The organism is Gelidibacter algens (genome assembly GCF_001678675.1).
GTDB lineage: Bacteria > Bacteroidota > Bacteroidia > Flavobacteriales > Flavobacteriaceae > Gelidibacter > Gelidibacter algens.
Map to the genome: position 1 here is coordinate 60,332 of NZ_LZRN01000022.1, position 6,046 is coordinate 66,377.

Genomic DNA, 6,046 nt, shown 5'->3' on the forward strand with positions numbered 1-6,046 from the left:
TATCAAAATTAAACAATTATTAACAATGGCCTAAAGTATGGCTTGCACAACTGCTTTTGGCGCTTCCTTTCGAGTCCCATCAAATCCATCAATACCGCTTACCGTTGTGTACTTAAGCACATATTTCTTACCGGGATTGATAATTTGATAAGCTGATTGGCACATTAATGTGGCTTCATGAAAACCACAAAGAATCAACTTCAATTTTCCTGGATAGGTATTGACATCTCCTATGGCAAAAATTCCCGGAATATTGGTTTGGTAATCAAAGGTGTCCACTTTTATGGCATTTTTCTCTATCTCAAGTCCCCAATCTCCGATTGGCCCCAACTTTGGAGACAATCCAAAAAGAGGAATAAAATGATCTGCTTCATAAACAATTTGTTCTCCTTCCTTTTCAATGATCACGGCCTCTAGCTTTTTGTGTCCATGAAGTGCAGTTACTTCCGCAAGAGTGATTAAATTAATTTTCCCAAGAAGCTTTAATTCCTGAACTTTTTCAACTGAATCCAAAGCACCTCTAAACTCATTGCGTCTATGGACGAGCGTGACTTCTGAAGCGATATCTGCCAAAATAATACTCCAATCTAAAGCAGAATCACCACCACCAGAAATAACAACTTTCTTGTTTCTATATACTTCAGGATCTTTGATAAAATAGTCAACCCCTATTTCTTCATAATGTGCGATGTTATCAATTAACGGCTTTCTCGGTTCAAAACTCCCCAAACCGCCAGCAATAGCTACAATTGGCGCTTGGTGTTTTGTGCCTTTATTTGTGGTGACAATAAAACTGCCGTCTTCTCGTTTCTCTATTGTTTCTGCACGTTCGCCTAAGGTAAATCCAGGCTCAAATTGTTTGCCTTGCTCCAAAAGATTTTTGGTCAAATCTCCCGCCAAAATATCTGGTACACCAGGAATATCATAGATGGGTTTTTTGGGATATAATTCTGAACACTGACCTCCAGGTTGTGGCAAGGCATCAATTAAATGGCATTTTAGTTTTAGCAATCCTGCCTCAAAAACGGTGAATAATCCTGTTGGTCCTGCCCCTATTATTAAGATGTCTGTTTGAATCATTTTATTTGCTAATTAAGGTTTCGGTAATTTTGTTGAGTGCGCTGACTTTCTGCTCAAAATTGCCTTTAATTGTTTTTCTATATTGATTTAAATTTTCTACTAAAATGTTGACATCATCAGGAATGACTTCTTCAAAAAACTGACGTAAACGTTTGGCCGTTGTTGGCGATTTTCCGTTGGTGGAAATGGCTATTTTCACGTTACCTTTCGTGACTATGCCTCCTAAATAGAAATCGCAGAATTCTGGCGTGTCTGCAACGTTAACCAATAGATGACGTTGTTTTGCGTCATGGTAAATTTGTTTGTTGACCTCCAAATTATCAGTTGCTGCTATTACTAAGTCTTTGTCGCATAAAGATGAAATTTCATAGGACATATCAATTAGCCGAATATCAAATTGTTTTGCCAATTCCTTGACTTCATCCCTAAAAAAAGGAGCCAGCATTTCTACATTCGCATTGGGACTTGATTTCAATAAAAACGTGAGTTTTTCCAACGCGACATTACCCCCACCTACTATTAAGGTTTGAATTTTGTGCATTCTTAAGAAAATGGGATATAAATTATTGCGTGAAGTCCCCTCCGCCCCCAAAGGGGGAACTTGTTCTAATCTTTTCATATAGTTATAGCATCATTTATGGTTGCTACCTCTGTATTAATAGCGTTTAATGCAACACGTTGATTGACAACTTCGCCAATAACAATGATTGCAGGATTGGACAAGTTTTGTTTTTCCACAACCTTACAAATTGTTGACACCGTTCCAAACCCAAATTTTTCGTCTTCGGTTGTTCCATTTTGGATAATTGCCACAGGGGTGTTTTGCTTTCCTTCAGATGAAAACACACCTACTATTTCAGCCAATTTGCCCATGCCCATTAAAATCACCACCGTTGCTGTGGATTGCGCAGCAAGTTTGACGTCCTTTGATAATTCATGAAGTTTTGTAGTACCGGTGATGACCCAAAAACTTTCGGAAGCGCCACGCTTTGTTAATGGAATTCCTTGGTATGCAGGGACGGCTAAGGCTGATGATATACCAGGTACCATATAGGTTTCTATGCCGTAGTGACGTGCAAAATCAATTTCTTCCGCACCACGCCCAAAAATAAAGGGATCGCCTCCTTTTAAACGCACCACATGGCCGTGAGATTTCGCTCTTGCCACAATCAAGTCATTAATCTGATCTTGTTGGTATGCATAACACCCTTTCCGTTTGCCCACAAAAATGAGTTCTGCATCTGCGGAAGCGTAATCCAATAACGCCACATTAATCAAGGCATCATACAAAATAACGTCCGCAGATGCAATGGCTTTTATCGCTTTGATTGTGATAAGTTCTGGGTCTCCAGGACCTGCGCCTACGACTGTCAATTTTGGAGTTTTTATCGCTTTCATAATCTTGGATTTTAACTTACAATAGATTGTTCCTGGGTTCTAAATGCCCTCACCTTTTCTAAAAACACCGTTGCGTTCTCAATATATCTTGTGGCGAATGCTTGTGTGGGGGCATTCGTTTTAATTTGATAAATCACCTCAGAGAATGAAGTTCCCAAATCAATTTTATGACTTTCAATAAACTCAGCATCAAACTGACTTATAATTCCCGCCTGTGTGTTGGTAGAAATGTTTTCGGATAAGAGAAGTGCCTTTGCAGAATTTACCATGGAGCTGTAGGCAAAATAGATGGCGTTAGAATAAACCTTATGGCCTAAAGCTTCTTTGGCGTTGTCAATCTTTTCGTCACTTTCTAAAAATAAGGTGGCAATCAAATCGATGACCACACCTGCACATTCGCCAATTCCAATTGCTTTTATGTAGGCTTCATTAGTGCCCCAATCGATAAAATCTTCTTGGGTCAAATTGGTAACATTTGACAAATCGGTCAAAAGATTGTAGAAGTATTTTTCGCCTTGTTCTAAATAGTAATCCAAAAATTGTTTTCCATTGGCGTTGGCTTCAAAATCGTTTAGTATCCGACGCAATGCTTCCGGTCCTCTTCTGCTCGGGACTTTCACCACTTTATCAGCATACACGCCATTTCCATTGCCCAAATTTCCGCCACCAAGCAACACTTGAAGGGCGGGCGCCACCAATTTATCTGGCGTACGTACTGACATGCCCTGAAATCCTATGTTAGCCATATTATGTTGGCCACAAGCGTTCATACAGCCGCTGATTTTAATGACTAAATCTTTATTTTTTAGATAGTGTGGGTATTCCGTTTTTAAGACGCGTTCTAATTCTTCAGCAATACCTGTACTGCTCGCAATCCCCAAATTACACGTATCCGTTCCTGGACATGCCGTAATATCAACCGCTTTGTTATAGCCAACTTCCGCAAACCCAAGTTTGTCTAATTCCTGATAGAAAAATGGCACTAAATCTTCCTTCACAAAAGGAATGACAATATTTTGACGTAGCGTCAATCTAAGTTCTCCCGCCGCATAATTCTCAACCAAATCAGCTAACAAGCGAGCTTTATCTGAATAAAAATCGCCCAACAAGACTTTAATTCCAATAGCCACATAACCTTCTTGTTTTTGAGGGATCAGGTTTGTTGACTTCCAATTATTAAAAGCGTCTTCATTTTTGAGTTCAATTTTTGGCGCTTTAACAGTGACTGGAACTGATATTGGATAGTCTTCAACATTTATAGGAACAGTGTTGTTTTCAATAGCTGCCTGTTCTTCATCAACCAAAACTTTAAAATCTTCTAAGCCAATATCATTGATCAGAAACTTCATACGTGCTTTGGCACGACTTTTTCGTTCGCCATGTCGGTCAAAAATGCGCAATACGCCTTCCATGACTGGAATTATTTTATCAGTGGGCAAAAACTCATAAAGCACATCGGCATGACGAGGTTGTGAACCTAGTCCGCCGCCCAACATGACTTTAAATCCTCTGATACCATTTTCAATTTTGGCAATAAAGCCCAAATCGTGCATGTAAGACAAGCCTGTATCTTCATCAGACGCAGAGAAAGACACTTTGAATTTCCGACCCATTTCCTGACAAATCGGGTTTCGTAAAAAGAACTCAAAAACAGCATCTGCATAAGGCGACACATCAAACGGTTCCTTAACATCGATACCAGCTGTTTCACTGGCGGTGACATTTCGAACGGTGTTTCCACATGCTTCACGTAAGGTGACATTATCTTTTTCTAAATCTGCCCATAATTCTGGCGTTCTGTCAATATCTACATAATGAATTTGGATATCCTGACGTGTGGTAATGTGCAAACGTCCACGGGAATACTCATCGGAAACATCAGCAATTCGTTTTAACTGTTTGCTCAAGACTTTACCGTATGGCAGTTTGATGCGAATCATTTGGACACCTTCTTGCCGCTGGCCATAAATCCCTCTTGCCAAACGGAGGCTTCTGAATTTTTCTTCGTCCACCTTACCATTTTTGAAAAGCTCAATCTTATTGGCTAAATCGATGATGTCTTTTTCAACGATTGGATTTTCTATTTCTGTTCTAAAACTTTGCATATGAAACTCCCCTCCTAACCTCCCCGGAGGGGGGAGGGATTCTTACTCGGGTGAAGTAAGATTATTGTTGTTTTTGTATATGTGATGCCCAACCCTTATTGAAACTTACAAGGAATTTTGATTAAGGACGCGCCAGTTCCCCCTTCGGGGGTTAGGGGGATTTTCACTGTATAAAACCCGCACCAACGGTATTATTTGATTGCGAATCAATTAGAATAAAGGACCCATTGGTACGATGGTTTTTGAATGGGTCAAAGAAAATAGGTTTGTTCAATTTAAAGGTTACCGAAGCGATATCGTTCATTCCCAATGCGCTTATATTTTCTTCTACGCCTGAATAATCTGGATGGATTCTATGATGAATGACATCCACTTTTGCCAAAACTTTATTGACGCCATGTTGCAACACATACTTATTTCCAGTCACTAAATTTTGCGAGTCCATCCAAGAAATAGTGGCTGTGAATTGTTTGTCAATGGTGGGCAAATCATCAACTTTTACCAACATATCGCCTCTGCTTACATTAATGTCATCTTCTAAAGTGATTGTGACTGACGAGCGCCTTGAAGCGGTTAGATACGATTGGTCATACACAAAAATCTCTTTTATCTTTGATTTTGTTTGTGATGGCAAGGCAACCACTTCATCACCCACACTCAATTGGCCACCATATACTTTACCCGCATAACCTCTAAAATCATGAAATTCTTCAGTTTTTGGTCGAATGACATATTGAACGGGAAATCTTGGCGTACCAACATTATAAATGTCTTTATGGTCTAAAGATTCAAAATGCTCTAACAAAGTTTGCCCCTTATACCAAGGTGTGTTTTTAGATTTGTGAACAACGTTGTCGCCATTTAAAGCACTCACAGGAATGAACGTGATGTTCTGTTCTTGATAATCGCGCTTGCTCATCAAGACTTCAAAATCAGCTTTGATGTTGTTGTAAATGGCTTCTGAAAAATCAACCAAATCCATTTTATTGATGGCCACAATCACCTCTTTTACGCGCAACAAATTATTGATGAAAAAATGCCGATTGGTTTGCTCAATCACTCCTTTTCTCGCATCAATCAGAATAATGGCTGCTTGCGAGGTTGAAGCGCCTGTGACCATGTTGCGTGTGTATTCCACATGACCTGGCGTATCTGCAATGATGTAGCTTTTGGTTTGTGTAGAGAAATAAATGTGCGCCACATCTATCGTAATACCTTGTTCTCTTTCGGCCACCAAACCATCTGTAGCCAAGGAAAAATCAAGATAATCGTATCCTTTTTGCTTGCTGGTTTTTTTTATGGCTTCGAGTTTATCACTCGTTAATGATTTTGTATCATAAAGAATCCGACCAATTAAGGTGCTTTTCCCATCGTCTACACTTCCTGCTGTTGCTATTTTTAAAACTTCCATTCCTCTCCCCAACCCTCTCCAAAGGAGAGGGAGTTCATTACGGGTATATTTT

Annotated in this window: 5 protein-coding genes; all 5 read right to left on the minus strand. The window is 39.6% G+C overall.

What is annotated here, in order from left to right:
* Positions 1–30: 30 nt before the first annotated feature.
* The 5 genes from A9996_RS11405 to A9996_RS11425 all read right to left on the minus strand — a co-directional run bounded on the left by A9996_RS11405 (position 31) and on the right by A9996_RS11425 (position 5,994).
* Positions 31–1,080, minus strand: a complete 1,050-nt coding sequence (locus A9996_RS11405; RefSeq protein WP_066434856.1) for an NAD(P)/FAD-dependent oxidoreductase — start codon at positions 1,078–1,080, stop codon at positions 31–33.
* 1 nt (position 1,081) lies between these two features.
* Positions 1,082–1,699 carry a precorrin-2 dehydrogenase/sirohydrochlorin ferrochelatase family protein gene (locus A9996_RS11410; protein ID WP_066434857.1) on the minus strand — a complete coding sequence of 206 codons (618 nt, stop codon included), beginning with the start codon at positions 1,697–1,699 and terminating at the stop codon, positions 1,082–1,084.
* Entirely contained in the window at positions 1,696–2,478 is a 783-nt protein-coding gene (cobA, locus tag A9996_RS11415) for a uroporphyrinogen-III C-methyltransferase (protein ID WP_066434860.1), read from the minus strand. Before cobA ends, A9996_RS11410 begins: the two co-directional genes overlap by 4 nt.
* 11 nt (positions 2,479–2,489) lie before the next feature.
* A complete protein-coding gene (locus A9996_RS11420; protein WP_066434863.1) occupies positions 2,490–4,583 on the minus strand; it encodes a HEPN domain-containing protein in 2,094 nt (697 codons plus the stop codon).
* A gap of 163 nt (positions 4,584–4,746) precedes the next feature.
* Positions 4,747–5,994, minus strand: a complete 1,248-nt coding sequence (locus tag A9996_RS11425; RefSeq protein WP_066434866.1) for a sulfate adenylyltransferase subunit 1 — start codon at positions 5,992–5,994, stop codon at positions 4,747–4,749.
* Positions 5,995–6,046 lie beyond the last annotated feature (52 nt).

Bases quoted from the DNA above. Each gene is read 5' to 3' on its own strand.
- A9996_RS11405 (WP_066434856.1), bottom strand. From the start codon at position 1,080: ATGATTCAAACAGACATCTTAATAATAGGGGCAGGACCAACAGGATTA.
- A9996_RS11410 (WP_066434857.1), bottom strand. From the start codon at position 1,699: ATGAAAAGATTAGAACAAGTTCCCCCTTTGGGGGCGGAGGGGACTTCA.
- cobA (WP_066434860.1), bottom strand. From the start codon at position 2,478: ATGAAAGCGATAAAAACTCCAAAATTGACAGTCGTAGGCGCAGGTCCT.
- A9996_RS11420 (WP_066434863.1), bottom strand. From the start codon at position 4,583: ATGCAAAGTTTTAGAACAGAAATAGAAAATCCAATCGTTGAAAAAGAC.
- A9996_RS11425 (WP_066434866.1), bottom strand. From the start codon at position 5,994: ATGGAAGTTTTAAAAATAGCAACAGCAGGAAGTGTAGACGATGGGAAA.